At 66.3% G+C, this 26,328-nt stretch carries 21 protein-coding genes and 1 tRNA gene; 8 read left to right on the top strand and 14 right to left on the bottom strand.

The annotated features are described in order from the left end of the window. On the bottom strand, positions 1–1,359 hold a 1,359-nt coding region (locus tag VW23_RS23030), incomplete at its 3' end, for a lipopolysaccharide biosynthesis protein (RefSeq protein WP_069911829.1). A gap of 187 nt (positions 1,360–1,546) precedes the next feature. On the opposite strand from VW23_RS23030, the gene VW23_RS23025 reads away from it, so the two are divergent. The 3 genes from VW23_RS23025 to VW23_RS23015 all read left to right on the top strand — a co-directional run bounded on the left by VW23_RS23025 (position 1,547) and on the right by VW23_RS23015 (position 5,211). Then, positions 1,547–2,644 (top strand): glycosyltransferase family 4 protein, encoded by a 1,098-nt coding sequence (locus VW23_RS23025; protein ID WP_084646407.1) that lies wholly within the window; start codon positions 1,547–1,549, stop codon positions 2,642–2,644. Between the two features lie 95 nt (positions 2,645–2,739). After that, complete coding sequence (locus VW23_RS23020) at positions 2,740–3,735, top strand: lipid II:glycine glycyltransferase FemX (RefSeq protein WP_069911828.1); 996 nt, start codon at positions 2,740–2,742, stop codon at positions 3,733–3,735. Positions 3,736–3,795: 60 nt separating this feature from the next. Beyond that, positions 3,796–5,211, top strand: a complete 1,416-nt coding sequence (locus tag VW23_RS23015) for a phenylacetate--CoA ligase family protein (RefSeq protein ID WP_069911827.1) — start codon at positions 3,796–3,798, stop codon at positions 5,209–5,211. Positions 5,212–5,295: 84 nt separating this feature from the next. On the opposite strand, the gene VW23_RS23010 is transcribed toward VW23_RS23015, so the two are convergent. Beyond that, positions 5,296–6,534, bottom strand: coding sequence for a glycoside hydrolase family 5 protein (locus tag VW23_RS23010; RefSeq protein WP_069911826.1), 1,239 nt, complete (start codon positions 6,532–6,534; stop codon positions 5,296–5,298). 112 nt (positions 6,535–6,646) lie between these two features. Between VW23_RS23010 and VW23_RS23005 the strand changes: the two genes are divergently transcribed. The 3 genes from VW23_RS23005 to VW23_RS28710 all read left to right on the top strand — a co-directional run bounded on the left by VW23_RS23005 (position 6,647) and on the right by VW23_RS28710 (position 9,258). Then, a complete protein-coding gene (locus tag VW23_RS23005; RefSeq protein ID WP_069911825.1) occupies positions 6,647–8,527 on the top strand; it encodes a heparinase II/III family protein in 1,881 nt (626 codons plus the stop codon). A gap of 155 nt (positions 8,528–8,682) precedes the next feature. Then, positions 8,683–8,759 (top strand) — tRNA-Met (locus VW23_RS23000). A 127-nt stretch (positions 8,760–8,886) separates the two neighbouring features. Beyond that, a complete protein-coding gene (locus VW23_RS28710) occupies positions 8,887–9,258 on the top strand; it encodes a hypothetical protein (RefSeq protein ID WP_141728458.1) in 372 nt (123 codons plus the stop codon). On the opposite strand, the gene VW23_RS22995 is transcribed toward VW23_RS28710, so the two are convergent. The 12 genes from VW23_RS22995 to VW23_RS22940 form a co-directional block, all read right to left on the bottom strand. Further along, the gene (locus VW23_RS22995; protein ID WP_069911824.1) at positions 9,214–10,869 is read right to left on the bottom strand and encodes a gamma-glutamyltransferase; all 1,656 of its coding nucleotides are present in this window, start codon (positions 10,867–10,869) and stop codon (positions 9,214–9,216) included. The genes VW23_RS28710 and VW23_RS22995 overlap by 45 nt on opposite strands. Then, positions 10,866–11,747, bottom strand: a complete 882-nt coding sequence (locus VW23_RS22990; protein WP_069911823.1) for an ABC transporter permease — start codon at positions 11,745–11,747, stop codon at positions 10,866–10,868. The genes VW23_RS22995 and VW23_RS22990 overlap by 4 nt, the downstream gene beginning before the upstream one ends. Further along, positions 11,740–12,693 carry an ABC transporter permease gene (locus tag VW23_RS22985; RefSeq protein WP_069911822.1) on the bottom strand — a complete coding sequence of 318 codons (954 nt, stop codon included), beginning with the start codon at positions 12,691–12,693 and terminating at the stop codon, positions 11,740–11,742. The genes VW23_RS22990 and VW23_RS22985 overlap by 8 nt, the downstream gene beginning before the upstream one ends. A 70-nt stretch (positions 12,694–12,763) precedes the next feature. Next, complete coding sequence (locus tag VW23_RS22980) at positions 12,764–14,374, bottom strand: peptide ABC transporter substrate-binding protein (RefSeq protein WP_084646406.1); 1,611 nt, start codon at positions 14,372–14,374, stop codon at positions 12,764–12,766. Between the two features lie 46 nt (positions 14,375–14,420). Continuing rightward, positions 14,421–15,350, bottom strand: coding sequence for a 2-hydroxyacid dehydrogenase (locus VW23_RS22975; protein ID WP_069911831.1), 930 nt, complete (start codon positions 15,348–15,350; stop codon positions 14,421–14,423). A 193-nt stretch (positions 15,351–15,543) separates the two neighbouring features. Then, positions 15,544–16,527 carry an ABC transporter ATP-binding protein gene (locus VW23_RS22970; RefSeq protein WP_069911821.1) on the bottom strand — a complete coding sequence of 328 codons (984 nt, stop codon included), beginning with the start codon at positions 16,525–16,527 and terminating at the stop codon, positions 15,544–15,546. After that, positions 16,520–17,536, bottom strand: a complete 1,017-nt coding sequence (locus VW23_RS22965) for an ABC transporter ATP-binding protein (protein ID WP_069911820.1) — start codon at positions 17,534–17,536, stop codon at positions 16,520–16,522. Before VW23_RS22965 ends, VW23_RS22970 begins: the two co-directional genes overlap by 8 nt. Further along, positions 17,533–19,167: a DUF885 family protein gene (locus VW23_RS22960; RefSeq protein WP_069911819.1), complete on the bottom strand. Its 1,635-nt coding sequence runs from the start codon at positions 19,165–19,167 to the stop codon at positions 17,533–17,535. Before VW23_RS22960 ends, VW23_RS22965 begins: the two co-directional genes overlap by 4 nt. After that, positions 19,164–20,279, bottom strand: coding sequence for a Gfo/Idh/MocA family protein (locus tag VW23_RS22955; protein WP_069911818.1), 1,116 nt, complete (start codon positions 20,277–20,279; stop codon positions 19,164–19,166). Before VW23_RS22955 ends, VW23_RS22960 begins: the two co-directional genes overlap by 4 nt. Then, positions 20,276–21,361 (bottom strand): ketopantoate reductase family protein, encoded by a 1,086-nt coding sequence (locus VW23_RS22950; RefSeq protein ID WP_069911817.1) that lies wholly within the window; start codon positions 21,359–21,361, stop codon positions 20,276–20,278. The genes VW23_RS22955 and VW23_RS22950 overlap by 4 nt, the downstream gene beginning before the upstream one ends. Next, positions 21,362–22,546: a hypothetical protein gene (locus VW23_RS22945; protein ID WP_201788085.1), complete on the bottom strand. Its 1,185-nt coding sequence runs from the start codon at positions 22,544–22,546 to the stop codon at positions 21,362–21,364. An 11-nt stretch (positions 22,547–22,557) separates the two neighbouring features. Further along, entirely contained in the window at positions 22,558–22,968 is a 411-nt protein-coding gene (locus tag VW23_RS22940) for a VOC family protein (protein WP_069911815.1), read from the bottom strand. A 142-nt stretch (positions 22,969–23,110) separates the two neighbouring features. Here VW23_RS22940 and gcvA point away from each other — a divergent pair, with 142 nt between their 5' ends. Continuing rightward, the gene (gene gcvA, locus VW23_RS22935; protein WP_176730469.1) at positions 23,111–23,986 is read left to right on the top strand and encodes a transcriptional regulator GcvA; all 876 of its coding nucleotides are present in this window, start codon (positions 23,111–23,113) and stop codon (positions 23,984–23,986) included. Positions 23,987–24,166: 180 nt separating this feature from the next. After that, positions 24,167–26,328: Tex family protein (locus tag VW23_RS22930; RefSeq protein ID WP_069911814.1), on the top strand; the 2,162-nt coding region annotated here is incomplete at its 3' end.

The following is a 26,328-nucleotide window of genomic DNA, read 5'->3' as shown; positions in this document are numbered from 1 at the left end:
GAACACCAGCCCGAACGCCATCCAGCCCGCCATGAGCTTGAACACCGGCCAGCTGTCGCCCAGCAGCGCACTGGCGGTCCAGGCGCTGACGCCAGTTGCGGCGGCCACGGCGACGGAAATCCCAAGCTCCGCATAGGGGATCGGCACCGGGGTGAGCCGGTGGCTGCCTGCCGCGGCGGCGCAGAGGCCGACCAGCATGCCGCCGGCGAGCGCCAGCGCCGCGCCGATCTCGGCATAGGCGGGGATCAAGAGCAGCGACAGCGCGATGGTCGCCACCGAGCCGGGCACCAGCGCCACCATCTGCAGCCACGGCTTCTTGTGGGCGTGAAAGACGTTTTCGTACACGAAGCTGCTGAAATTCGAGAACAGCACGCTGAGCGCGATGAGCGGGAACAGCACGCCGAGGTTCTGGTGGTAGCTCTGCGGCAGCAGCAGGCCGCCGATCTCGGTCGAGAGCGCCATCAGCAGGGCGACCACCGGGAAGGTGAGCCGGGCCATCAACGCCATCTGATGGGTCAGGAACCGGCCGGCGGCTGCCGAGCCCTCGGTGTCGAACCGGCTCACCAGCTCGGGGAAGGCCCCCATATTGATGGCGTTGGAAATGGTGTCGATCGGCTGCCGCGCCAGCGCATAGACCGCGGCGAACACCGCGACCGCCCCGGCATCATAATAGAGCTTGAGCAGCACCCGCTCGGCGCCGTTGAGCCCGAAGCTGACGGTGGCGACGGCGATCAGCGGAATGCCGAGCGCGAACAGCTCGCGATGAGTGAAGCGGGATGGGCCGACCACGGTGCGACCACTGGCGAGCACCAGGGCGACGCTGCCGGCGATCAGCACGGCGAGGCTCGAGGCCAGCGACACCGCGAGAAACGAGCCGTGGATCAGCAAGATCGCCGCGATCGGCAGCGCCAGTTGCAGCGCGGCACGCAAGAACTCAAGCAGCGAATAGGCCGCGTGGCGCTGCTGCATCTGCAACAGGGTGAGCGCGAAGCGGCTGAGGGCGCCGACGCTCAGGTAGGTGCCGACGGCAATGGCGAACTCGACCCAGCGCTCCGGCGCCACCAGCGCCGAGCCGGCGACCGAGACCACGAGCCCCAGCAGCGTCGTCACCACCAGGACACGCGCCGCGAGCTTGACGCTGCCATGGCTGATCTCGCCCTTGCCGCCAAGCCGCAGCAGCGCGATGCGCAGCCAGCTGCTGATGGCGGAATCGGTGAGCTCGCCCACGGTGACGACGAGCGTCAAGAGGCCATACTCGGTCTGGTCGATCAGCCGCGTCGCCACGACCAGCATGAGCAACGCCGACAGGCGCGTCAGCAGGATGGCGGGGGCATAGATCAGGGTCGAGCGCAGCAGCACGGGCAGTCACCTTCTTCGAACACCCCCTGGGGGTGATCTTCACCTTCGCTTAACCCTTCCGGCCCCGCCCTGACAGCGCTTTGGCGTCAGGTGGTGAATCCCGGCAATTGTATCGAATGCCCCCGGTCGTAAACCCTTACGCGAGCCTTCGCTTCCCGCCGGTTTCGGCGCGCGCTATGGCTCGTGCATGCTGCAGCGCAACACCCAGATCAAACCCCTCGACGTGCTGGTCGCCACCCCCTCGGGCGGCACTGGCCAGGGCGGTATCGACCGGGTGATGGGGGGCCTCCGCGACGAGCTGGCGCGGCAGGGCGGCGCCGGGCTGAACGTGCGCTTCGGCGCCACCCGCGGCCCCGGCCATATCGCGCTGTCGCCGCTTTATCTCGGCGGCTTCCTGCTGCGCATGGTCGGGCTGAAAGCCACCGGCAGGCTCGACGTCGTGCATATCAACCTGGCCAGCGCCGGCAGCACCTATCGCAAGCTCCAGATCGCCCGGTTCGCCCGACTGCTCGGCGTCCCCTACGTGCTGCATCTGCACGGTGGGGATTACCCGAACTTCTGGAAGGGCGACCAGACCGCGCTGAGCCGCAACATCCGAAAGATGTTCGCAGGCGCCGCGCGGGTCGTTGTCCTCGGCGACACTTGGCGCAACTTCGTCATCAGCCGCGCTCCGGAAGTGACTGAGAATATTGTGGTTCTGCCCAATGCCGCGGCGCAGCCGACGCTCCCGCATGTCGGCGGCGGCGAGCGGGCCCATATCCTGTTTCTCGGCCGCATCGGCGACCTCAAGGGCGTGCCGCAGCTGGGCGAGGCGCTCCACCGCATGCGGCATTTGCCCAACTGGCGCGCCACCATCGCCGGCGACGGCCATGTCGAGGCGGCGCGCGCCAAAGCCGCCGAATATGGCCTCGCCGAGCGCGTCGAGTTGCCCGGCTGGGTGAACGGCGCGCGGGTCGCCGAGCTGATCGCCTCGGCCGATATCCTGGTGCTGCCCTCGTTCACCGAGAACCTGCCGCTGTCGATCATCGAAGCCATGGCCTCGGGCCTCGCCGTGGTGGCGACCCCGGTCGGCGCGGTGCCCGATATCGTCAAGGATGAGGAGACCGGCCTCCTGGTGCCGGTAGGCGATGTCGAGGCGCTGGCGGCGGCGCTGACCCGCCTCGTCGAGGACAAGCCACTGCGCCAGAAACTGGGGGCTGCCGCTTTGCGGTTACACCGCGAGCGGCTCGACCTCGCCCCCTACGCCAAAGCTGTGGGCGAGGTGTGGATAAGGGCCGCGCGTTAACACTAAGGTAACCTTTTGGTTCCCAGTTTTCGTGCCCGGGACTACCACGTTTCCAGCGCGCCGCGAACGGTAGGTCGACGCGTTTGGAGCGGCAAATGACCTACGACGTCTTGAGCGCCGTCACCAAAGTTTCCCCGGCGAAAACCGGGGACGCGAGGGAGGTGATCACCGTCCAGCTTGTGGCCGATAAAGCCCGGTGGGATAGCCTGATCGCCTCATGCCCCGACCCGCACTTGCCACAGGGCTTCGCCTATGGCGAAGGCAAGGCGGCGAAGGGGTGGGCCATCAAGCGCGTAGTGTTCCTGAACGCCGGCCGTCCGGTGGCGATCGCCACCGTGCTGGAACTTCGCCGCTTCGGCCTCCGCCTCGTCAACCGCGTCAATCGCGGCCCCCTCTTCCTCGCCGCCACCCCCGATGCAGCCGAGATCGTCGGCGTCTATGCCGCGCTTCGCCGCCACTGGGGCCGCATCTGGACCGCGCCGCTGCTCATCGCCCCTGCCCTCCGCTTCGGCCCGCACAGCGACCAGTTGCTGCGCCGCGCCGGCTACCGGCTGCGCCATCGCCGCTCCTGGCAATCGGGCCGCATCGATCTGACCGTCGGCGAAGAGGCGCTGTGGGCCGGGCTCGCCTCCAGTTTCCGCAATCGCGTGCGCAACGCCGAAAAGGCCGGCGCCGAGCTCCGCATCTCCGGGGACGACGCGACCTATGAGTGGATGCTGGCGCGCCACGCCGAGAACATGGCCGAGCGCGGCTTTGCCGCTGCCGGCCCGGAATTGCTGCGCGCCCTGCGCCAGACCGCGCCCGAGGATGTCTCGGTGTTCCAGTTATTGCACCAGGGCGCGCCGGTCGCCGGTATGTCGGTAGTGCGCTTCGGCACGCATGCCGAATATCACATCGGCTGGTTCGGCCCCGAGGGCCGCAAGCTCAATGCCGGCAATTTCCTGATGTGGCAGGTGCTCCGCGAAATGCACCGCCGCGGCGTCAGAACTTTCGACGTCGGTGGGCTGAAGCCCGGCGACGGCTATACGCGTTTCAAGCAGACGATGAAGCCGGTCGAGTATCAGCTCGCCGGCGAATGGATGAGCTTTTGAGGGTCGTGGCTCCAAGATGAGCCGGATGGATGCGGCGCGTAGCGCCGAGGGGGAAACCAGATGAGCCTGATGGATGTGGCGCGCGGCGCCTATGTGCGGAGCCCCGAAGTGGTGCGGCGCTCACTGGCGCCGCTGATCTCACTGGTGCCGACCAGGCTGAAGTTCGGCGGCAGCTACCGCAAGTGGCGCGAGCGCATTGCTCTGGCCAGCGCCGACCCCGCCTACGCCGATGCGCAGCACCTCGCTTCGCTGCGCGCCATTATCGGCCGCGCCCACGCGCTGAGCCCGTTCTATCGCGAGCTGATCGAACGCGCCTTCGGCAGCAGCTTCGACGCCTCCAGCTTTGAACTCAGCGATCTCCAGCGCCTGCCGATCCTCCGCAAAGATGAGCTGCGGCTGGCCGGTGAGGCGGTGCTGACCGTGCCGCGCGGCGAGGCCGACCGCGGCGATACCAGCGGCTCGAACGGCGAGCGGCCCTTCACCTTCTATCTCGACAAGGACCGCAGCGCCCGCGAGATGGCCTTTGTCTACGACAACTGGAGCCGCATCGGCTTTACGGAGCAGACCGGCAAGATCGTCTTGCGCGGTTTTGGGCTCCATCCCAAGGGCACCAGCATTTCGCAATGGGAGCCGGCTTTGCGCGAGCTGCGCCTGTCGGTGTTCCCGATGACGCATGACGACGTGCGTCACTATCTCGACCTGATCGACAAGCACGAGCTCGAATATCTCTACGGCTACCCCTCGGCGATCGAGCTGATGTGCCGGCACATGTGCCGCATCGGCCGGCTGCCCAGGCGGCCGCTCAAGGGCATCCTGCCGATCTCCGAGCCGCTCTATCCGCATCAGCGCCGCATCATCACCGAAGTGTTCGGCAACGTGCCGATCGCCAATTTCTATGGCCTCAGCGAAAAAGTGCTGTTCGCCCGTGAGATCAGCAGCGACGGCTTCTATCAGTTCGACCCGCTTTACGGCCTGGCCGAGCTGGTCGACGAGGATGGCCAGCCGGTCACCGAAATCGGCCGCGAAGGCCGGCTGCTCGGCACCGGCTTTACCGGCATGAGCATGCCGTTCCTGCGCTATGACACCGAGGACCGCGCCACCCTGGTCGAGCCCCCCACCTCCGGCAATGGCCAGCGCCTGACGGTCGAGCGGCTGACCCCGCGTCGCAAGCCGGATTTCCTGATCTCGGCCGATGGCAACCGCGTCGTCACCATCGACTTCACCCCGGAAAACCCGCGCTATTTCGAGGGCATCGAGGAATACCAGTTCTTCCAGGATCGGCCGGGCCACAGCACCATCCGCTACATCCCCACCGCCGATGGCAGCGAAACCGACGCCCTGCGCGTCGCCAACGGCCTGACCAGGCGCACCCACGGCAAGATCGTCTTCACCACCGAACAGGTGGAACGGCTGGCCGGCGGCCGCGCCGGTAAGCGCGCCTTCATCGACCAGCGGCTGGATATTTCGAAGTATTAGCTGGATCTAGCAGTCGGGCGCCCTCTCCCGCTTGCGGGGGAGGGAACGCCGACTGCCAGCTTTAGCGGCAGCCCGCCGCGTCCCCTACAACCCCAAAGCCCCCAGCATCTCCCGGTCCGGCACGGCCGGCCCGCTCGGCGCGATGACGCTCATCCCGTAGGGGTTGGCATATTCCCAGATCGCCCACGGGATCCCGTTCGCCTCGGCCGCCGCACGTACCGCGGTGAGGTAGCGCAGTCGGTCGGCATTGAAGGCGCCCATCCGGCCATCGGCGCTCATCAGGATGGCCCCGAACTCGCCCATGAACAGCCGCTCCGACGGGATGCCGTTGGCCTCGGCCCAATCCACTGCCTCGCCGATGCGGGCCGTGACCTGCGCCTCGCCCCAGTCCTCGGCAAAATACTCCTCGATTGCCCCGCCGACAGCCGAAAGGTTGCGCGCCTGCTCCGCCTCGCTGAGCCCCGCCGCCATCATATGCGCCTTCAGCATTTCGACCGTCAGCTCGGCCGAGCCCGCGCTCGCCGGCCACGGCAGGCCCGAGGCAAAATCGCCCTCGATATCCGAGCGCTGGTGGGTAAAACTGTGCGGCTCGTACATGTGGAAACTGTAGAGCAGGTTCGGGTCGTCGAACGTGGGTTTGATGTCGGTCAGGCCCGTGACGCTGCCGCCGCAGCCGCCGGTGGCGACAATGGTGAGCTCGCTGCTGACGGCGCGGATCGCCGCGACCGTCGCCGTCATGATCTCCTGCCAATCCTCGCTGCCCGAGGCGTCGCAGGGGTAATGCGCCGGCTCGTTATAGGGCTCGATCGCCACCCGCCCGGCGCCGAGCGGCGCCAGCATGCGGGCCACATCTGCCACCATGGCGCTATAGCCGGCAACGGCCTCGGAACCGGCTGGCCCGTTGACCACATCCATGCCGTATTGCGGCAGCTGCGACACCGAGTGGAGGTTGAACACCACCCTGAGATCGGCGGCATTCAGCTGGCGCACCGCATCGGCCAGCACCGCCAGCGCCTCCCGTCGCCTGTCGCCTTCGCTCGCCAGCAGCGGACCCGGATCGACAGTCAGCCGCACATAGTCGAAGCCCAGCGCCCGGATATCGGCGAGCGGATCGGTAGCCGGCCAGTCCTCGGCCGAGCGCCCGCCCGCCAGCCACTCGGCAACCGACCGATAAGGCGGCCAGCGATAGTTACCTTCATCGTCCAGCGGCGACCAGTTGAGCCACTCGTGGATATTCACCCCGCGTTGCAGCGGCAGCGGGGCCGCCACGGCACTGCCCGCCAGCAGCACCAGCATCAGCATCACCCTCAAGATCGTCGTCATCGCCCGCTCCACTTCAACCGGCCGATGTTAACCGCACGAGGCGATCGCGCGGTTTCCCCCGCGCCGAAATCGCCGCCTATGGTGTATCAGACGTCAAACGCTGGGAGCGCCGATGAGGCTCGGCTGGTACATCAACCGACTGCGCAGCATGGAGCCGGCCGAGGTGGTCCACCGCCTCGGCGAGGCGGTGAAGCAGCGCGCCTCGAAGGGGCGGCACGAAGGCTGGGCCCGCTACCCGGCGCGGCAGACTCTTCCCACCCTGCCCGGCCTGCGCGATCGCCTCGCCGATGCTGACGAGGCCACCCGCGCCGCCATCGCCGCCGCGGCAGCCAAGACGCTGGCCGGCCGTTTCAGCGCACTCGGGCGTGACTGGCCAGCGCGCAACCCGGCTGAGCTGTTCCCCGCAACCCTCTGGCGCTTCGACCCGGTCACATCAGGCGCCTGGCCCGGCCCCGAGGCCTATGCGCTGGAGATCGATTTCCGCCACGATGGCAGCCGCGGCGATATCAAATATGTCTGGGAGCTCAACCGGCTGCAGTGGCTCGTGCCGCTCGCCGCCGACCTGCTGCTGAACGACAACGCCCGGGCGCTTGCCGCCATCGAGGCCGCCATTGCCAGCTGGCACGCCGCCAACCCGCCGTTCCGTGGCGTCGGCTGGGCCTCGGGCATCGAGGTGGCGCTGCGCGCCATCAGCCTGCTCGTCGTCGCGAGCCTCGCCGGCGATAGCCTGAGCCCTGGCGCCAGACGAATGATCAGCGAGATCCTCGCCGCCAGCCGCTTCTGGCTGCCGCGCTTTCCATCAAGATTCTCCTCGGCCAATAACCACCTGGTGGCAGAGCTCGCCGGCGAATACCTCATCGGCCTCGCCTATGGCGCCGAACCGCCGGCGACCCGCGCGACGCTGATTGCCGAGATCAATAAGCAGATCCTCGCCGATGGCAGCGGCGCCGAGCAGACCCAGACCTATGCCGCCTTCAGCGTCGAGCTGGCATTGCTCTGTGCTTTCGCGGCGCGCGCCGCCGGCGTGCCCTTCCCCGAAAGTTTCAACAAGCGGATCAGCGCCTTCGCCGGCTTTATTGATTCACTTGGCGAGCCAGCTCCAGCATTGGGTGATGATGACGAAGGCCGGGTGCTGACGCTTGGCGTTAGCGAGCCGGGCTATGCCCGCTCCATCGCCGGCGCCATCGCCGGCTTCCTCGGCGCCCCCGGCATCGCCCCGGCGCCGGGCGACCTCCGCAGCGCCATTTTCGGCCAGCCATCGGCGGTTTCCACCCCGCCCGAAGGCCTCACCACCTTCTCCGATGGCGGCCTTACCATGTGGCGCGGGCCGCTCAACGGGCACAGCGCCACGCTCAGCTTCGACCACGGCCCGCTCGGCTATCTCTCAATCGCCGCACATGGCCATGCCGACGCGCTCTCGGTCACCCTCGCGCTCGACGGCCAGCCGGTGCTGGTCGACCCCGGCACTTACCTCTATGGCTCGGGCGGCGCCTGGCGCGACTGGTTCCGCGGCACCGCGGCGCACAATACGCTGACCCTTTACGGCCACAACCAGAGCCGCATCTCCGGGGCCTTCAACTGGGCCGACAAGGCACGCCCGCTCTGGCTCGGCCCGCTGCGCGCCAGCCATGACGGCTATGCAAAGGCCTTCGGCGTCACCCACGAGCGGCGTATCGCGCTCGCGCCCGATGGCTTCGCCATCACCGACAAGCTCAACGGCGGCACCGAGGAAGCCGAGCTGGCGTTCCAGCTGGCGCCCGACCTCGACACCCGGATCGACGGCGACACGGTGCGGGTACAGCGCGCCGGCGTCCCCGTGCTGACGCTGCGCTTCCCCTCTCCCGCCATCGCCGTGGCCCGCGGCGGCGACTCCCCCGGCTCCGGCGGCTGGGTCGCCCCGCGCTTCGGCGAGAAACTGCCCGCCGACCGCATCGTCTGGCGCGGCAATGTCGGGCCGGATGGGGTGGTGACGAGTGTCGGTGTCGCTAAGTGAGGTAGCGAGTAGCGAATAGCGAGTAGAGAAAGAACCACGCGCTACCTCGCTACTCGCTATTCGCTCGCCACCGTGCTTGACACCCACCCCTGCCAAACCTAAGAAGGCGCCGCGCATAGCGCCCCGCCGGTGGTCCCTGACCGCCCGCACCTCGGGGCGGAGTAGCTCAGTTGGTTAGAGCAGCGGAATCATAATCCGTGTGTCGGGGGTTCAAATCCCTCCTCCGCTACCATCAATCCCCCAACATCACCGGGTATGGACTGTAGCGTTTCGCAGCACCCGCTGCAGTTGCAGGTGCAACGATTCCTCTGCAACCGCGCCAGCGCGCACTTCCCCGCCACGCTGCCGCCGGCTGCCATATGCGCAGCCCCTGCCCTGCGTGCATCCAGCAAGGACGCGAGTTCGGCCCGCATGCGGCCGCCTTCGCGGATCACCGCCAACTGCGAGCCCTGTTCGGCGGCGAATATTGCCACGGCGTGGACGTCGACTTCGGCGGCCGAGCCGGGCTGACCCAGCGTGCTGCCGTGCTGCTGGATGGCTTTGACTTCGAGCGAGGTGAGGATGACGGCGGCGAGTGGCTCGGTAGCATCGCCACCGCGGTCGAAATGCAGCGCCACTGCGCGCACCGCCTGGCGGACCAGGGCGGCCGCGCTGCCCCGCCCGGCCAATGGGCCGAGAACCCGTGTTCAGGGCGTTGCGCCGGCGACGCCAGTTCGTCTGAAGTCCGCTGATGCCATCAAGGAGCCGCCGATGTCACGCCAGCACATCTGGAACGAACCCATGTTCCAATCCCAGGCCGGCATCGGCTTCAGGTGCAGTCCCAGCGCCGTGATGCCCAGCACCGCCTCGGGCGACAGCCGGCTCTCGACGGTCAGGCCGTAATCGTCTTCAAGCGGCAGCATGCGCGGCGCATCGGATGCCGCCTGTGGGTCCAGCCCGAAGTCGAGGATGTTGACCAGCATCTGCACCACGGTGGCGTACACGTTGCCGGGCGTGCCGAGTGCCAGCCAGGGCTTTCCGTCCTTCAGCACGAAGGTATTGCCGAGGATGTTGCGCATGCGAGCGCCGGGGACACGCCAGTTCTGAAAATGCGCGTTCATGCTTGATTGCTCATGCGAGCCCATCATGGCGACACCGCCGACCGCCATGCCGGGGATGCCGCCAGACTGTACGGTGTTCATCATCTGCAGCCAGTTGCCCTGAGCATCGACGATGGAGATTTCGCAGCTGCCCACCGGCGCCTTCGACTTCGCGCTGTTCCAGCCCGAAGCCGCCATGGCGCTTGGGCCGGCGGTGAGCTTGACGTGATCGGTGAGATCGACCTTCGGCATGCTGGCACGGATGAGTTTCGCCAGCGAACGCTGGTAGTCGCGATCCATCAGCGTCTCGGCGGCGGGGCCGAAGAATTCGGGGTCGTGCAGGAAGCCGCAGGCGTGTTCGGCGAGCCGCAACGCGTGCCCCATGAAGAACAGGTACTCGGCCCCGAACGGTTCCATGTCGGCAATGCCGGCTTCATCAAGCACCCCGAGGATCAGCGCGCAGAAGGCGGCTTGCCGCTCAGGTGGCGCGAGGCTCATCACCTCGTGGCCGCGATGCGAAAAGCTCAGTGGTTCCTGCCAGCGGGGCGGATTGGCGGTCATGTGGTCGAGGCGAACGTTCCAGCCGAGCGCATTGCCGGCGGCGACGAAATCGCGTGCCCATTGCCCCGTGGTGAATAGTTCCGGCCCTTCGGCGGCGAGGGCGTGCAGGGTCTTGGCAAGCTTAGGGTTGCGCATGGTGGCGCCGACCGGGGTCAGATAGCCCGCGGGCATGAACACCTCTCGGCCTTCCTCGAACCAAGTTAAGAACGGCGCGGCGAAGACGTTGACGCCGTATTCGAACGAGGAGACCGGGTGGCCGTGCTCGGCCCAGTGGATGGCCGGCTCGACCAGTCGCGCCCAGGGCAGCGTGCCGAAGCGGCGGTGCATTTCGGCCACGCCGGGCATGAAGCCGGGGATAGCCGCCTGCGGCCCGGGTGCGCCTTCGCGCGCCCAGCCGCCGACGCCGTTGATCGGCCGGAAGGCCGGCAGGTCAGCGGGCAGCGTTCCGAGCGAATTGAGCTGATGTGCATTGTTGTTCGCCGCGTCCCAGTACAGGAACGACACCATGCCGGCATGGCTGGTGAGATGCGGCTCGACCACCGCCTGCACCAGCGCGCCGGCGATCGCAGCATCGGCCGCGTTACCACCGGCCTTGAGGATCTCCAGCACGGCCTCAGTGACGATTGGACTGCCCGTCGAAGCCACGGCCTTGCCGCTGGCGAGCGGCTTCGGACCCTGGTCGACAATGTACGGGTTGCTCATTCCTTCGGCTCCAGCGCGTCGCGCAGGCCATCACCGAGGAAGTTGACACTGAGCACCGTGAACAGGATGCAGAGGCCGGGCGGTATGGCAAGCCAAGGCGCTACCGACAGCCAGGAGCTGGCCGAGTTCAGCAGGTTGCCCCAGGTCGGCACCGGCGGCTGGATGCCGAAGCCGAGAAAGCTCAGCGCCGATTCCAGCATGATGGCGCTGCCAACCGCGAGGGTGGCCGCTACGGTGATCGGGCCGATGGCGGTGGGCAGTATGTGTCGGAACATCAGGCGGAAGCCGCCCGCCCCCAGTGCCCGTGCGGCCTCGACGAACTCACGCTCGCGCAGCGCCATGAACTGGCTGCGCACCAGGCGCGCCGTGCCCATCCAGATCAGCGTGCCGACAATGGCGACGAGCAGCACCGGGCCGGGGCGAAACAGTCCGGACAGCAACAGCACCAGCGGCAGGGTCGGGATCGACAGCATCACGTCGGTGAAACGCATCAGCAGCGTATCGGTCCAGCCGCGATAGAACCCGGCGAAAGCCCCGACGACCGTGCCGACCAGCGTCGAAATGATGGCGCCGGCGAGGCCCACCGCCAGCGACACGCGGCCACCATAGATCAGTCGTGTCAGCGCGTCTCGGCCCAGCTCGTCGGTGCCAAGCCAATGTTCGGCGGTCATCGGACCGGGCGAGCCGATCAGCGAGAAATCCTGCCCGTCGAAAGAGTACGGAGAGATCAGCGGACCGAAGATCACGATCAGCGCCAGTAGTACGAGGAACGCCAGCCCCAGCACCGCCATCGGCCGCTTCAGGAAGCGCTTCAGCGCACGACGGCCGTAACTCTGCGGCGGGGTGGTGGCGATGGCCTCGATCGTGCTGTCAACCATAGCGGATCCTTGGGTCGAGCGCCGCGTAGGTCAGATCGGCAACGATATTGGCGACGATGATGCCGACCGAGCCCATCATCATCAGGCCCATCAGCATGGGATAATCGCGACCGTCCATGCTCTCCATGAACAGCCGCCCGATGCCGGGCCAGGCGAATACGGTCTCGGTGATCACCGCACCCGATATCACCGTGCCAAAATCCACCGCGATGACCGTGACCGCCGGGATCAGCGCATTGCGCAGGGCGTGAAAGAACACCACGCCGCGCTCGCCGCGCCCCTTGGCGTAGGCGGTGCGGATATAGTCCTGATTCAGCACATCGACCATGCCGGAGCGGATAAAGCGGCTCCAGCTGGCGATGGTGGCAAGCGACAGCACCGCCGCCGGCATGACGATGTGGGCCAGCCGATCGGGGAAGGAGCCGTCACCAATCGACTTGTAGCCGGCCGATGGCAGCCAGCCGAGGTGCACCGAGAACAGCAGCTGCAGCAGCAGCGCCAGCCAGAACACCGGCGTCGAGATGCCGGCAAAGCTCACCAGCGTTAGCGTGCCGTCCAGCTTGGAGCCGCGGCGCGAAGCGCTGATGATGCCGAGCGGGATGGCGATGAGCAGCGAAAGTAGCAGCGCAAGTCCGCCGAGCTCCATCGTCGGCCCGAGGCGCAGCACGATCTCGCTGAGCACTGGCCGTCCGGTACGGATGGAATAGCCCCAGTCGCCCACCAGCATCGATTTGAGCCACAGCACGTACTGCACCGGTACGGGCTGGTCGAGCCCATAGGCCTTCGCGATCTGGTCGAGCGCTTCCTTCGAGACGGACGGGTTGTCGACATAAACGTCGAGCGGCCCGCCAGGCGCGAGGTGCACGATGGTGAACAGGATCAGCGAGATGCCGAACAGGAGGGGGATGGCGCCGAGCAACCGGCGCACGATGTAGCCCAGACTCATGCCGCCCCCAGTCTCGGAAGAGAAATGGCCCCCGGCTTGAGCCGGGGGCGCGAGGTCAGGTCAGGTGGTGTTATTCCATGTACCATGCGGCTGTGTCGACGAAGTTGGTCATGTTCGTCGGGTTCGGAACGAAGTTCTTGAGCTTCTTGGTCTTGGCGATCAGCGCCACGTTGGTGGTCAGCGAGATCGTCGGCAGCTCCTCGGCGAGAATCTTCTGGAACTCGATCGCCGCGTCCTTGCGGACGGCGGGATCGAGTGTGTTCTCGAACTTCTGGAATGCCGCATCGAGGGTGGGGTTGGAGTAGGACTGGCCGTTATTGGCGCCGCCCGTGCCCCAGAACACCGAGTAGACCGGGTCGGCCGAGGTGATCCAGCGACCATAGATCAGGTCGTAGCCGCCGTTGTAGCGGGCCTCGCGATAGGCCACGCCGGTCTTGTTGTCGGCCGTCGCCTCGATGCCGATGGCCTTGAGCTGGGCGATGATCACCTGCTGTGCCAGTTCGTCGTCGGCGCGGCCGGCCTGCACCATGAAGGTATAGCTCAGCTTCTCGTCGCCCTTGGCGCGGATGCCGTCGGCGCCGACCACGTAGCCGGCATCGTCGAGGAGTTTCGCCGCAGCGGCCGGATCATAGGCCACTTCCGGGGTGTTGGGGTCGTAGAACTCGAACACCGGCACGACCGGGGACTTGATGGCTTCCGGGAAACCGCCCTGCGCCTTGATCAGCACATTGCGGTCGATACCGGCGGCAATGGCCTTGCGCACTGCGATATCGGCGAGCGAGGGGCGCTTGAAGTTGAAATCGAGGTGCTGCCAGCTGAGCAGCGGCCCCTTGATCAGCTCGATATCGTCGATGCCCTCGACCTGCTTGGCCTGGCTGTACGGGGTCTGCACCACGAGGTTCACTTCACCCGACTTCAGTTGGGTGATCAGCGTGTTGGTGTCGGGGATCATCTTGAAGATGAGCTTGTCGAGGTAGGGCAGCGCATCGCCGTTCTCGGCCTTCTTCCAGTAGCCGTCATAGCGCTCGGTCACCACGTACTGGCCGCGCTGGAACTCGGTGACCTTGAACGGGCCGGTGCCGACCGGCGTCTCGTTGTAGGACGAGGTGTTGAGGTCGGTGCCTTCGAGCAGGTGCTTGGGGAAGATGCCGAAGGTGAAGAGCGTCGAGGCGAAGGTCGGCAGGATCGTGTTGTAGTTGACCACCGCGGTCAGCTCGTCCGGCGTGTCGATGCTCGCGACTTCAGCTGAACCGTCCTTGGACTCGGCGATGAACTTTTCGTCCTTCACCGCTTCCCAGGTGTACTTCACGTCGGCCGAGGTGAACGGCTTGCCGTCATGCCAGGTCACCCCGGGACGGAGCTTGTAGGTGATCTTCATCGTCTTGCCGTCCTCGGAGACGACAATGCCGCCATTCTCGATGGTCGGCACCTCGGTGGCCAGCACAGGCACATATTTGGCGTCCTTGTCGGGCGCCAGCAGGCCCTCGACCACGGCCGCCTGGGCATCTCCGAGGAAACCAGTCGAGTAGACGTTCATCGTGTCGATCTCATAGGTGAGGCCGACGGTGAGCGTGCCGCCCTTCTGCTGAGCCCATGCGGGCAGCAGCCCGATGGTGGCAAACGCGGCGGTGCCGGCAAGCATGCCCTTGAGCGTGGCGCGGCGGGTCAGTTTCAGCGTCATGATGCGTCCTTCGTGCCTTGATGCCCCCTCACGGGGACGGGTCTGGTTAGTAGCCTAGCGTCCGGTCTACGAGATGTGGCAGACTTTCGCCGCGCTCGAAGCGCCGGATGTTCTCCGCCATCTCCTTGACCGCAGTATGCGCATGGGTGGGCGCCGCGACGTGCGGAGAGACGAGGATCTTCGGATGGCTCCACAGCGGATCGTCCGCCGGGAGCGGTTCGGTGCGGAACACATCGAGCGCCGCGCCGCTGAGCTGGCCCGCATCGAGCGCCGCGATGAGGTCGGCGTCGACCACATGCGCGCCACGGGCGCCGTTGATGAAGAAGCCGCCATGGGCCAACGCGCCCAGCACGGTCTTGTCGACGATGTTCGCCGTCTCCGCTGTGAGCGGCAGCAGGTTGACGAGAATGTCCGAGCCCTCGACCGCAGCGAGCAGCTGCTCCTTGCCGGCAAAGGCCCTGGCGTGCTCGACGGCGCGGCCCGAGCGGCTCCAAACGCGGGTATCGAAGCCGAAGCGGACGAAGTGCTCCGCGACGGGCATGCCAAGCGCCCCGGCGCCCAACACCGTGACCTTGCGCTCGCGGGCCAGCTTCTCGGCTTGCGGAGCCCAGTGCTTTTCCGCCTGCAGGTCCTTGTAGACGAGGATGTTGCGGTGCCAGGCCAGGGCCTGCGCCAGCACCCAGTCGGCCATGCCGAGCGCCAGGCCGTCGTCGACGAGGCGGACGATCGGGAGGCCATCCGGGACTTCGCCCGAATTGAGCAGGTGCTCGATACCGGCGTTGAGACTGACAACCAGCTCGAGCCCAGGCACCGAGGCGATGACGCCCGGGGATGGTCGGCCGACAACGATGTACTGCACGGCAGCGTCTCCTGGCTGCGGCTGCGCGGTGAGCACTTCATGGGTCGGCAGCTCGGCCCGGAACAGGCCGGCGAGGTGCTCGGGATTGCCGCGCGACGAGATAAATATCCGTTTCATGACAGGGAGCATGAGGTGGCGCGAGCGCGGCACGCAATGCCCGAAATTATCGGCTTTGTCATGCAATCATCTCATGCATCGCCGCATCGGTGAGCGGGTCGAAAAACCCGGCGACATGCTCAGTAATTGAGCAAATGCGGGCGACACAGCCGGACTGGTCCGGCCGCGTCGCCTGTCGCGATTAATTGCCGATCTATTCCGTCAGGTTAAGCTCTGCTGCGCGGATGCAGGCGACGGAATGGTCGCTTCCGACGGTTTCCAAGGGTGGAATGGCCCTGGCGCAGTCCTCGATCGCGAACGGGCAGCGGGTGCGGAACACGCAGCCCGAGGGCGGCGCGATCGGGCTCGGCAGGTCGCCCTTGAGGGTGATGCGTTGGCGCCGTACCCGCGGATCAGGCACCGGGGCCGCGTCGAGCAGCGCGCGCGTGTAGGGGTGGCGCGGGTTGGCGTAGAGATCGGCCGCGGTTGCCGTCTCCATCACCTTGCCGAGGTACAGCACGACGACGCGGTCGCACAGAAACTCGATGACGCTGAGGTCGTGCCCGATAAAGAGGAGCGACAGCCCCAGTGCCTGCCGCAGGTCTTGGATCAGGTTGATGATCTGGGCCTGGATCGACACGTCGAGCGCTGAAACCGGCTCATCGGCGACGATGAAATCAGGGTTCACGGCGAGCGCCCGGGCGATGCCGATGCGCTGCCGTTGCCCACCGGAAAACTCATGCGGGAAGCGCGCCGCCGCCTCGCGCGGCAGCCCGACCTGCTGCAGCAGGTCGCCGACCCGCTGCCCCCGATCCTTGCCGGTGCCGATATGATGCAGCAGCAGCGCTTCGCCGATGATCTGCCCCACGCTCATGCGCGGGTTAAGGCTGGCATACGGGTCCTGAAAGATGATCTGCATGCGGCTGCGCAGCGCCTTCATCCGCTGCGGCGGCACGCCGGTCAGTTCCTCGCCGTCGAAAGTCACCGACCCGGCGGTCGGCTCGACCAATCGCAGCACCGAGCGGCCGAGCGTCGTCTTGCCCGAACCGCTTTCGCCGACGAGGCCGACCACTTCGCCGCGCCGCACTTCGAGTGACACGCCGTCGACGGCGCGCACCGTCTGGCCCGGCGACAGCAGCGTCTTGCCGATGGGGAAATGCACCTTGAGGTCGGTGACCTTGAGCAGCGCCTCAGCCATCGAGTTCGCTCCAGCGGAAGCAGCGCGAGCCGTGTCCCGGATTGACGGCGAAGACCGGCGGCACTTCGCTACGGCAGCGTTCGACCGCCCAGCCGCAGCGCGGGTTGAAATCACAACCGGCCGGCGGCCGGCGCGGATCGACGACGCTGCCGGGAATGGCCTTCAGCCTCGGCACTTCACCGCGCAGCCGCGCCGCATGGTCCACCACCGGCATCGAAGCCAGCAGCCCGCGCGTATAGGGATGGCTCGGCTTGTCGAAGAGCTGCGTCACCGAAGCGCTCTCGACGATGCGGCCGCCATACATCACCGCCACCCGGTCGGCGATTTCGGCGACGACGCCGAGATTGTGGGTGATGAACAGGATGCCCATGCCGATTTCACGCTGCAGCCGCCGCATCAGTTCCAGGATCTGCAACTGCACCGTCACGTCCAGCGCCGTCGTCGGTTCGTCGGCGATCAGCAGCGCCGGGTTGCAGGCGAGCGCCATGGCGATCATCACCCGCTGCCGCATGCCGCCCGACATCTGGTGCGGAAACACGTCGGCGCGCCGCTTCGGTTCGGGGATTTCGACCAGCGCCAGCATCTCGACCGCCCGATCCCAGGCCTGCTTCTGCGTCAGCCCCTGATGCAGCAGTGCGGCCTCGGCGATCTGCGAGCCCACCTTGACGGTCGGGTTGAGGCTGGTCATCGGCTCCTGGAAGATCATCGAGATCTCGTTGCCACGCACCTTGCGCATGGCAAGCTCGGGTTCCTGCGCCAAGTCGCGCACGACGCCATCCCGGCCCTTGAACAGCACCTCTCCCGCTGCGATGCCGCCTACCGCCTTGGGGATCAGCCGCATCACCGACAGTGACGTAACCGACTTGCCCGACCCCGATTCACCGACCACCGCGACGGTCTCGCCGGCATTGACCGTGAGGTCCACGCCCTTCACTGCGCGAACCACTCCGGTCTCGGTGCGAAACTCGGTGACCAGGCCCCGAATGTCGAGCAGCGGCACAGCCGTCATAGGATCGAGGGTCCCGGGTTGAGGAGGCCGGCACGGTGCATTTCCTCACCGATCCAGGCCAGCGGCACATGGCCGAAGCTGAGCAGCGTATCGTGGAAGCTGAGCGTATCGCCTTTCCAGCGGCGGCGCAGCGCCCTGATGCCTTCGACGCCCAGCCAGTACATGGCGCGCGAGCCCGGCATCATCGAGTTGCGGACGACTTCGGCCTCGACGCGGGCCGGCGCAAAACCGGCCTTGTCGCGGTAGAAGGCCATCGCCTCCTCCATGCTCCACTCACCGGTGTGCAGCCGCACATCGACCAGTACGCTCGCCGCATTGCGGCGCTCGTATTGCTTGAGCAGCAGGACCTCGGCGGGGCTGTAAAAGCCCGGCGCCTCCATCAGCAGGTCCTCGACGTAGCAGGCCCAGCCCTCGATCAGCGTGATCGAACCGAGGAAGGCGAGGCCGAGCGCACAGTCGGTGCCCGCGATCCGCGCCAGACGCGATTCCGATGCCCGCGCGCGCGTGTTCTGCGTGTGATGCCCGACGCTGCCGTGATGCACGGAGTGAATGGTCTTGACCGTCGCCCTGTTGTTGCTGGCGAGAAAGGTCTCGATGTTCTCGCCTGGCGGCGTCACCCAATAGACCGAGCCCTCCCCCGGCTTCAGCCCCGGCGGCGAACGGTAGAACAGGAAGTAGAGCGACTGGCTGACCTTGCGAAAGCACGGCGCCATCCAGCGATAGTCGAGGTCGTATTCCTGCGCCGGCGTCACCAGTCGGTGGCCGTCCACCACCGCTTGCACGTCCCAGTGCATATAGCTGTCGATCACCGCCTCGGCGTCGCCGGGATGCTCGGCGCTGAGCCCGGCGATGATCTCCTCCCAGGTCCGGTTCGGGTCGACGGCGGCGGCCATGTCCTCGAGCTCCGCACCCAGCCGCTCGAACGACGCCTCGGCCAGGTCAACCGCGCTGGCGGGCCTGATCGACAAGCCGTGCTGCGTCTCGAACAGCCGCGCGAGATAGACCTCGCCGCAGGCCGGATCGGCGTCGGGCAGGCCGGCGATCGCCGTGGCGAAGTCGGTGAATGCCGCCGCTGCTGCAAGGGCGGGCGACGCCCAGTCATCGGCAAACTCCTCGTGCAGCTTGATGTCGCCGGCGAGGAACTCGGCCATCGCCGCGGCTTCGCGGCGCGCCCGATTGACCCATCCGGCCGGCGTCGGCCGGCGCGCCAGGCCTCCTGCAGCGGCATGGAGAAAGCCTGGGATGGCGCCGAGCCGCGCGATCAGCGCGTCATGCCGGACCGGCGCCGATTGCGGCAGGAGCAGAGAAATCACCGCGAACGCCGCCTCGCCCGAATACCAGGCCGGGTTGCGGAGCCGAGACCTCTCCGCCGCGGCCATGTCCTGCACCGCGAGTTCGGCCAGCATCATCCGCCGGTCGAGCCGGTTGCCGATATCGTCGGGGATGGCCGTGTCCTGCAGCCGCTCGCGGAGCGCCGCGATGCTGCGACGCTCCTCGTCGATCACGTCGTCACCCACCGGCGGCAGCAGCGCGTCATGCGCCTTGTCGCCCATGAAAGTCGCGTCGACCGGCCGCCAGGTCCAATGATGGGAGAGGAAGTCGTCGACCAGCGACGGATCGTACTTCGTCATGCCGTAGCAGCCGGCAGGTCGACCCAGCGGCGCTCATAGTGCGCCTTGATGATCGCGTCGACGATTTCTTGACTCTTGGCACCGTCGTAGAACGTGCATTCCTGCGGCCGGTCCTCGAGGATTTCGTCGACGAAGAAGCGCACGAGGTTGCGGTAGTAGAGTTCGGGCCATGGCGTGTTCAGGGTTGTGCCCGGCGGCAGCGCATCCTGCGTGATCTCGATCGGCTTGAATTCCACCGCGTCGGCAGTGGCGAGCTTCAGCGTCTCGGCCACCCCGAACTCGTCGATCAGCCGCGCCACTGCCGCTCCTTTGCTGCCATAGACGCGGATCTCTACACCGGGGTAATTACCCACTGCGATATAGCTTGTCTGCAGCATGCCCTGCGTGCCGTTGGCGTATTCCACGATGGCCGTCGCACCATCCTCGATCAGGATGCGCTGCCGGCCGGGCTCGCCACGGATTACCCGGTCGGGGATGAAGTTCTTCATCGTCGAGGCGACGGATTTGAACTCGCCGCCGAGCCAGCGCATCAAGTCGATCAGGTGCGAGCCGTAGCCGATGATCGAAGATGGGATCAGCTTGTCGCGCACCGCATCCGGCGCCACCTGGCGGAGCGGAAAGTCGGGGTCGAGCCATTGGCTATTTTGCTCGAAGCCGTGGATGTGGAAGATTTCGCCCAGCGTGCCGTCATCGATCCAGCGCTTGATCTGCCGGATGGCAGGCGAATAGCGGAAGGTGAACCCCAGCTTGGTGCGCACCCCCGCCGCGTCTGCCTTGCTGGCGGCGTCGAAGGCAGGGGCGGCCAGCGTGTGCAGCGGCTTTTCGCTGAGCACGTGCTTGCCACCACCGATCGCCGCGAGGGAGAGCGGCAGGTGAGTATGGGTAGGAGTGCAGACATCCACCATCTGCACATCAGGGTCGGCAATCAGCTGGTCCGGATCTGAATAGACCTTCCGCGCCCCATATTTCTCGCCCATCGCCTTGGCGCGGACCGGATCGATGTCGCACACCGCGACGAGGTCAACACGCTCATGCGCCTTGTAGCCGGGGAGGTGCGCCTTGTCGGCCCAGGTGTGCGTGCCGATGAGGCCAACACCGAGTTTCGTGGTCATGGCAGGGTCTTTCCGATCGAGGCCGCGTAGGCCTCGAGTTCATCGAAATTGTGGAAGCCGAGGGCACGCTTGCCGTCCTCGATCTCGTAGATCATCGAGGTCATCTTCTCGTTGAGCCGCGTATCGGCGCCGGCCTTCTTGCCGTACTCGATCAGCTTGCCGGCAAAGGCGCGGGTCTCGGATGGGCGCTTGCGATACACGATGTCCCACCAGATGCCTGAACCCTTCTTCTTGAAGTCGTGGGCCGGCTTGGTGTCCTGGTCTTTCTTCAGCAGCCAGATCGCGTGGTTGACGTTGTCGAGCAGCTTTTGCGTGTCGGCCGCCGTCTTCACCCGGTAGTTGGCCGGGTCGAAAAAGTCGAAGGCCTGCACGTCGATGCCGTTGGCATCGGCGATCTCGAGCGCTTCCTTCACCACTGCACCTGCAATGCGCGCATAGCGCTCGACCCCAAGCGTGTCACGGATCTTGGCGTCGGCCAGCGCCGAGAACACGACTTGGGCGGAGTACACCTCCTTGGCCCAGATCTGTCCCCAGATATGGTCGGAATACTGCACCTCGGTCAGCGCCGACAGCGCATCGCCGACGGCCTGCAGCCGCGGCGTCATCTCGCCCGAAAGCTCGCCCAGTTGGACCGGGCCCTCATGCACGAACTCGATATAGCCCGGATCGACCAGCGCGCCGCCGTAGTTGGGAATGGAGCCGATGACGATCTTGTCGCCCGGCAACCCGGCCTCGCTCAGCAGTGCCACCATGTCCGGCTCGTTGAACCCGTTCTGGTAAGAAACGACGATGCTGTCGGAATTGAGCAGCGGCATTATCTGCTTCAGGGCCTCCAGCGTGTGCTGCGACTTGGTTGCCACCAGCACCGCGCCCAGATCGCCGGACAGTTGGTCCGGCGTCTTCGCCTTCACGCCAGCGAAATGTATGTCGCCGCGCACGCCGTCGACCTTGAGGCCGTTTTCATTCAGCGCATCGACATGCTCCTTCCAGCGGTCGACGAAGGTGACGTCGTGCCCCGCCTTGTGCAGATACGCGCCGGCCAGCCCGCCGATTGCGCCCGAGCCGATGATGGTGAACTTCATTCAGTGGGCCTCGACGACGGTTTGCGGGAACATGGAGAGGCTCGCCGGGCTGTTGGCATGACTGTAAAGCGCCTCGAGGAATTTCGGCCACTGGGCCTTGGTGACGCGCTCGCGCACCTTGCGCACGCACTCGTTGCCGGCCCAGTAGGACGAGATGAACGGACCCCGGAACGGATGCGCCGCCATGCGGAGCCGGCCCTGCACCCAGGCCTCCTGCCCCATCGCGGTGGTGCGGAGGTAGTTGGCGACATCCTCGTGGGGCACGCCTTCCACCATCAGCATCCACGCCGCGCTGGTCTGCGCCGCCGAGCGGACACGACGCAGTTCGACATGGATTTCGTCGTCACTATCCTCGATGAAATCGATGAGGTGCGCGCCCTGGTCGCCAATGCCTTCCTGCACGCAACCGGTAATGGCGTCGGTGGTGATGAGCAGCGCATCGGCCGGGGCCTCGCCCGCCTCGAAAGCAGCCTTGGTCGAGAGCAGCTGGGTCGAATGACCGGGATACACTTCGTGGCAGACCAGATGCTTCAGCGCAGCGCGAGTGAAGCTCAAGTCGAAGTTCAAGTCCATCTTGCCTTCATCGAAGCTGCAGCGGGCGGTGTACATCATGCCGCGTACCGGGTTGAGCTTCATGTCGTAGTCGCCGGTGTCGAAGATCAGCGCATCGGTCTTGGCCTTCGCCTCGACCATCAGTTCGCGGAACACCGTTTCGACCTGCTCGGCTGGCACTGCCCGGGCCTCTTCCCACGCCGCGACCCGCTCGCCGAGGCCGCCGGTGACGAAGCCCGACTTTCGCAGCAGCCCGTCGAGCTTGCCGCGCGCATCCTCGATCACCGCCGGATCTTCGCGGCCGGTAGGCGCGCCGACGAGATCGGCCACCTTTTCCTCGAATGACGGGCTGGCCCCCGAGGCCATCTTCACCGCCACGCGCAGTGATTTCAGCATGCCTTGAAGGAATACCTGGCGTGGGCCCGAAGCGAGTTCCGCGACATCGGCCTCGAGCCGGTCGAGATCGGCCTTCATCGCCTCGCGGTTCGTGTAGGTCTTCTGCTCCACCTTGCCGCGGCCCAGGTAGATCGGCACGAGGCCATCGTTGAGCAGGCTGTCCGGCTGAGTAAGCTCAAAGGCGTCGATCCCGGTGGTGACGGCCGTAAGCTCCCGCCCAATGTCAAAACTGTTCATCGCCATCCGTCTCAGTGCTCGAAAATCGCATCGGGGTTGCGGAAGGATTTAAACTCCAGCGCGTTACCGGCCGGGTCCTTGAGGAAGAAGGTCCCCTGCTCGCCCGGCTGCCCTTCAAAGCGGACTTTCGGCTCCATCACGAAGGGGTACCTCTCACCCTTGAGCCGAGAAATCAGGGCGTTCCAGGTCTCCCACGGCAGCACCGCGCCGAAGTGATGCAGCGGCACCAGGTCATTGCCCACCTTGCTGGTGGCGGTCGATTTCGGATCCTTGTTGAGGTGCGCCGAGATCTGGTGGCCGAAGAAATCGAAGTCGATCCAGTTGTCGGCCTCGCGCCCCACCTCGCAACCGATAACGTCGCCGTAGAAGTGCCGCGCCGTTTCCTTGTCGTCGATGGCGAACGCCATGTGAAAGGGGATCATGCTTGTTGCCTTGTGGTGGATGCCCTGCAGAAGGGAATGGGCCGATCGATTGAAAGGCTAGCCCCTTGGCGGGGTCTCGCAAGTCGCATAAAGATTTGGCTTCCATGACTTGAATGAATGGGTGAAACCCGTGCGTGGCCGCTTGCTCCCCTCTTTGAACGCCATCCGCACCTTCGAGGCGGTGGCGCGTCACAACAGTTTTACGCGCGCCGCCGAGGAGCTGAACGTGACGCAGAGCGCCGCCAGTCGTCTGGTGCGCAGCCTCGAGGAATACCTGCAGGTGCCGCTGTTCGTCCGGCAGAGTCGGCGCATCGAGCTCACCGACCAGGGCCGCTTCTACAACGAGCTGGTGCGCGATTCCCTCGACTTGATCGAGGCTGGCACGGTTGAGCTGATCTCATCAAAAGCCGGCAAGGGAACGTTGTCGATCGGCATGCTGCCCACCTTCGGCACTCGCTGGCTGGTGCCCCGCCTCCCCTCGTTCCAGGAGGCGCACCCGGAAATCGCGCTCAACATCATTTCGTCCGACGGCGACCTCGATTTCGTCAAGGAGCGCATCGACGTCGCCATCCGCTTCGGTCATGGCAACTGGGCGGATGCGATCTGCGACCCGCTGATGGGCGAGGATATCGTCGTGGTCTGCAGCCCGCGCCTTATGGAGGGCGAGTACCCGATCGACAGCTACGAGTCGCTGCTCAACCACCGGCTGATCCGCCATTCAACGCGGCCCAATGGCTGGGAGCACTGGTTCCGCTCGGTCGGGGTCCACCCTGCGCACCTGCAATGGGGCCCGAGCCTTGAGCACTTCTTCATGGTGATCCAGGCAGCTATTGCGGGCCTCGGCGTCGCGCTGCTTCCGAGCTTCCTCGTCGAGGACGACATCCGAAACGGTGCCCTGGTCTCACCCTTTCCGGTGCGAGTTTCGGGTCCGGGTGCCTATTACCTCGTCACCTCGGCGGCAAAAAGCGAGCTCCCTCGGGTGAAGGTGTTCCGTCGCTGGCTCCTGGAGCAGCTCTAGCTGCTGACCGAAACCGAGCATCTGCCGGTTTACGGCGAGGAGTAGGCGGCGGGCCGGGCTGGCATCGAGCGAAGCGCGGCGCATCGCCGCTCTCACAATTCAGGGAAATCGTCCCGCACTGGGTGTGACCGCTGGCCGGAGGCGACTATGGTCGCGCCAGCCAAACCAACAAGTAGCTCTATGTCCCAGCTCGATACCCGCATCGCCGCCCAGATCGCCACCGAAGTCGCTGCCCGCCCCGACCAGGTCCGGGCTGCCGTGGAACTGCTCGATGGCGGCGCCACGGTGCCGTTCATCGCGCGCTACCGCAAGGAAGTGACCGGTGGGCTCGATGACACGCAGTTGCGCCTCCTGGCCGAGCGGCTGACCTATCTGCGCGAACTGGAAGCCCGCCGCGCCGCGATCCTCAAATCGATCGACGAACAGGGCAAGCTCACCGTCGAGCTGACCGCCTCTATCACTGGCGCGGCAACCAAGGCCGAGCTCGAGGACCTCTATCTGCCGTTCAAGCCCAAACGCCGCACCAAAGCCGAGATTGCGCGGGAACGCGGCCTTGGCCCGCTCGCCGAAGCCATCCTCGCCAATCGCAGCGCCGACCCCCTGTTGCTCGCCGAGGGCTACATCACCGACGAGGTGCCCGGCACCAAGGAGGCGCTCGAGGGCGCCCGCGACATCGTCATCGAGGGCCTGTCGGAAAACGCCGCCCTGCTTGGCCAGCTTCGCACCTATATGCGCGACAAAGCCATGCTCAGCGCCAAAGTGCTGAAGGGCAAGGAAGAGGCCGGGGCCAAGTTTTCCGACTATTTCGAGCATTCCGAACGCTGGAACAAAGTTGCCGGCCACCGCGCCCTCGCCATGATGCGCGGCCGCGACGAGGAGTTCCTCAGCCTCGAAATCGAGGTAGATGCCGACCTCACCGACCCGGTCAAGCCCGTCGAGCGCTTCGTTGCTGCCGCGCTCAATGCGCAAGGCCAAGGCGCGGGCGACAAATGGCTCCGCGACGTGGCGGGCTGGGCCTGGCGCACGCGCCTCCGCCTCTCGCTCTCCATCGACCTGATGGTCGAGCTGCGCGAGCGCGCCGAGCTCGAGGCCATCGGCGTCTTCGCCCGCAACCTCAAGGATCTGCTGCTGGCGGCCCCGGCCGGTGCCCGCGCCACCATGGGGCTCGACCCCGGCATCCGCACTGGCGTCAAGGTCGCGGTCATCGACGCCACCGGCAAGCTGCTCGACACCGAAACCATCTACCCCTTCCCGCCCCGCAACGACGTGATGGGCGCGCAGGCCGCCATTCAGGGGCTGATCAAAAAGCACGGCGTCGAGCTCATCGCCATCGGCAATGGCACCGGCAGCCGCGAGACCGAAAAGCTGGTCGCCGACCTGATCGAGCGCCTGCCCGCGCCGAAGCCGACCAAGGTCATCGTCTCCGAGGCCGGCGCCTCGGTTTACTCGGCCTCCGAGTTGGCTGCGGCCGAGTTCCCCAATCTCGACGTGTCGCTGCGCGGCGCCGTCTCCATCGCCCGCCGTCTGCAGGACCCGCTTGCCGAACTGGTCAAGATCGAGCCCAAGGCGATCGGCGTTGGCCAGTATCAGCACGATCTCGACCAGTACCGGCTCGGCCGCTCGCTCGATGCCGTGGTCGAAGACGCCGTGAACGCGGTGGGCGTCGACCTCAACACCGCCTCGGCGCCGCTGCTCGCCCGGGTCTCGGGCCTCGGCCCGTCCGTCGCCGAAGCCATCGTCACGCATCGCGACGCCAATGGCCCGTTCCGCTCGCGCAAGGCGCTGCTCGAAGTGCCGCGGCTGGGCCAGCGCACCTTCGAGCAGAGCGCCGGGTTCCTGCGCATCACCGGCGGCGCCGAGCCGCTCGATGCGTCTTCGGTGCACCCTGAGGCCTATGGCGTCGCCCGCCAGATCGTCGCCGCCTGCGGCCGCGACCTACGCAGCATCATGGGCGACAAGTCGGCGCTCGCGGGCCTCGATCCGCAGCGCTTCGTCGATGACCGCTTCGGCCTGCCGACGGTGCGCGACATCCTCGCCGAACTCGAAAAACCCGGCCGCGACCCCCGCCCCGCCTTCAAGACCGCGACCTTTGCCGAGGGCGTCGACGATATCAAACACCTCAAGCCCGGCATGCTGCTGGAAGGCACCGTCACCAACGTCGCCGCCTTCGGGGCGTTCGTCGATATCGGCGTGCATCAGGATGGGCTGGTGCACGTCTCGCAACTGGCCGACAAGTTCGTCAAGGACCCACACGAGGTGGTCAAGGCCGGCGACGTGGTCAAGGTCCGCGTCGTCGAAGTCGACGTACCGCGCAAACGCATCGGCCTCAGCATGCGCAAGGA

Source organism: Devosia insulae DS-56, from assembly GCF_000970465.2.
In the GTDB taxonomy this organism is placed as follows: Bacteria; Pseudomonadota; Alphaproteobacteria; order Rhizobiales; family Devosiaceae; genus Devosia_A; species Devosia_A insulae.
This window is presented reverse-complemented; position numbering and strand designations above follow the sequence as displayed.